At 35.5% G+C, this 2521-nt stretch carries 3 protein-coding genes; all 3 read left to right on the top strand.

The genetic code is table 11. The annotated features are described in order from the left end of the window. Positions 1-263, top strand: a 263-nt coding sequence (locus CAT7_RS12455) for an SGNH/GDSL hydrolase family protein (protein WP_007725926.1), incomplete at its 5' end; no start/stop codon positions are given. Positions 264-922: 659 nt separating this feature from the next. Then, positions 923-1228 (top strand): PTS sugar transporter subunit IIB, encoded by a 306-nt coding sequence (locus tag CAT7_RS11830; protein ID WP_007725925.1) that lies wholly within the window; start codon positions 923-925, stop codon positions 1226-1228. A 57-nt stretch (positions 1229-1285) separates the two neighbouring features. Next, positions 1286-2521: PTS sugar transporter subunit IIC (locus tag CAT7_RS11825; RefSeq protein ID WP_007725923.1), on the top strand; the 1236-nt coding region annotated here is incomplete at its 3' end.

The following is a 2521-nucleotide window of genomic DNA, read 5'->3' as shown; positions in this document are numbered from 1 at the left end:
ATCCTACATTATATAATGATGTGTTTCTAAAAGAAGGCACAGTAACTTATAATCAATACAACAATGAAATTGGGGCATTTGTGAAAGCACAGCATTGGCCGTTTATAGATACGTATCACTTAATGCTGTCTAAGATGAAAGAGCAGCAATTGCCACTGGACTATTTTTTGGCTGATGATGTCCATCCAAATGGAGATGGCTATCACATGTGGTTTGAACTATTAAAAGAACGGTTAGAAGTACCAGTAAAAACATTGCACTAACAAAATTCATCATGATTTAGAGTATAAAAGTCTTGAGAAGTTATTTTCTCGTGGCTTTTATTTTTTTAATGCCGTTTGAAATTCTTTGAATATTAGCGATTTCACATGATCTATAGTAAGATGACTTATAAGAAAGCGTGGACACGCTAAAAAATAGGTTTGAGTCATATTAAGGAGTTAAAAGCATTTCTTAAAGGATTATTTCATTGTTAAGTAGGAAAGAGAAGCATTAGTTAAATCAACTCAAGATAGTTTTTAATTTTGAGTTGGTGCAATATGCGTTAGTTCGACCAACTTAGAAAGGTTTTTTTTTTGAGTTGTCGCTATATGGCTAAGTTCAATCGACTCAAGAGAAGATATCATTTTGAGTGAACGCAATAAGCTTTAATTCGACCAGCTCAGAAAAAATTTTTCTTTTGGGAAAGAGTAATATAAAAAGTCACAATGAGGATATTTACTCATAGTGACTTTTTATTTCATTTTATAAATAAATACATTGAAATAAAATTCCGGTTAAGTTATACTCTATTGAAAGGGGATACATATTTGGTAGAAAGACTTTTAATAAGGAGGAAAGTGGTTGAAAAAAGGGAATAAGTTTAAATGGTAACGTATCCTTAATAAAAAATCAATTTAACTCGATAGTAGGAGGAATAAAGATGAAAGTTATTATGGTTTGTTCAGGTGGAATGTCAAGTGCAATAGTAGTTAAAGCAATCAAAGCAGAAGCGGCAAAACAAGATTTTGATTTGGATATGATTGCAGTAGGGTCTGGTGCAGTAGAAGATGCCTTGAAAGAGGAAGATTACAAGTTATTATTGGTTGCGCCACAAGTAAAACACCAATTTGCTACATTTGAAAAATATGCAAATGAAAACGGTGTCCCAATCGAAAAAATTGAACCAATGGGTTATACACCAATAGGAGCACCTAAAACGCTAGAGTTAATCAAGAAATACCGTTAATTTTTCATTTGAGTCACGTACTTGTTTATTATTATGGAATATCAAAGGAGAGTAAATATGACGAATTTTTTAAATTGGCTTGAAACGAAATTCATGCCGCCATTAGCTAAGTTATCGGAACAAAAGCATTTAAAAGCCATCCGCGATGGAGTTATCTCGACATTATCTTTAATTATTATTGGGTGTTTCTTCTTAGTTATTGGAAATCCACCAATCGCGTCTTGGGCGGAAGCTATTGCACCATATGCAGCACAAATTGCCATTCCCTTCCGTATCACAACGGGTTTGATGTCGTTATATGCCGCTTATGGGATGGGGTATAGTTTATCCAAATCGTATAAATTAGATGGGGTTACCGGTGGAGTTCTGTCGTTAGCAACTTTCTTAATGTTAACGGTTCCAGTAAACGTTGATGCATTATTGCCTGAAGGAGAAGCTATTGGTTGGGTTTTACCAATGGGAAATTTAGGCGGTTCAGGTATGTTTTCAGCTATTTTAGCTATGATTTTTGCAGTTGAAGTTTTGCGTTTATTTAAACAAAAGAACTTAATGATCAAAATGCCAGAACAAGTACCGGATTCGGTTGCTAGAAGCTTTGAAGCGTTGATCCCTGGTACATTTGTGATTGTCTTTGTCTGGATCATCCGGGTTATGCTTGGATTTGATATTAATAAAATGTTGATCAGCATTTTTACACCGTTAAACAATCTTTTAGGCAATAATTTATTGGGTGTATTGCTTCCAGTAGTCTTGATCACAATGTTATGGGCAGCTGGTGTGCATGGTGTGAGTGTTATCGGTTCAATTGTTCGCCCGATGTGGCTAGTGATGCTTGAAGCAAATGGACAAGCGATGGTTAGTGGAACACCTGCTAATGAATTGCCGTATATTGCGCCTGAACAGTTTTACCAATGGTTAGTCTGGATTGGTGGATCTGGTGCAACACTATCCTTATGTATTTTATTGTTGTTTACCAAATCAGCTTATCTAAAACAAGTTGGACGTTTCTCAATCATTCCGTCAATCTTTAATATCAATGAACCATTGATATTCGGAACACCGATTGTAATGAATCCAATTTTAGCGATTCCTTTTGTTGTGGCTCCATCTGTGACGACAGTCATCAGTTATTTTGCAGTGAAATTTAGTATCATTAATGGCTTTTCCGTGAACGCTCCGTGGACATTACCAGCTCCAATTGGTGCTTTCTTGTCAGCAGGAAATGACTGGAAAGCTGCCGCATTAGTTTTGATTAATATGGTTATAGCTGGGTTGATTTACTACCCATTTGTT

It is taken from the genome of Carnobacterium sp. AT7 (assembly GCF_000171855.1).
Classification (GTDB): Bacteria; Bacillota; Bacilli; order Lactobacillales; family Carnobacteriaceae; genus Carnobacterium_B; species Carnobacterium_B jeotgali.
This window is presented reverse-complemented; position numbering and strand designations above follow the sequence as displayed.

What these genes read in the sequence shown, in the direction of transcription:
- CAT7_RS11830 (WP_007725925.1), top strand. Translation starts at nt 923, where the DNA reads ATGAAAGTTATTATGGTTTGTTCAGGTGGAATGTCAAGTGCAATAGTA.